A 256-nucleotide genomic window follows, 5' to 3' on the forward strand; every position below is an offset into this window, starting at 1 on the left:
AATTCGCGGCTCGTCACGTGGGCGGGGGTGCGCGCCCCCGAGAAGATGTCGACGACGACGAGGTCGGTCGTGCCGTGCAGCCCGGCGGGCAGCTTGGCGAGCACCTCGCGGGCGTCGCCGTGCCGCACCCGCAGGTTCGCGCGCTTGTCCCAGGGCAGCTCGGCCCGCACGAAGTCGATCAGGTCGCTCTCGATCTCGACGACCTGCTGCCGCGAGCCGGGCCGCGTCGCCTCGACGTACCGGGGGAGGGTGAGCG

The 256-nt window shown here is 73.4% G+C and carries 1 protein-coding gene; it reads right to left on the reverse strand.

Annotated elements, in window-relative coordinates:
* A partial coding sequence (locus QN345_RS20245; RefSeq protein WP_416347695.1) for a spermidine synthase occupies positions 1-256 on the reverse strand: 256 nt, incomplete at both ends.

Origin of the sequence: Cryobacterium sp. 10I1, assembly GCF_035019805.1 — a bacterium.
In the GTDB taxonomy this organism is placed as follows: Bacteria; Actinomycetota; Actinomycetes; order Actinomycetales; family Microbacteriaceae; genus Cryobacterium; species Cryobacterium glucosi.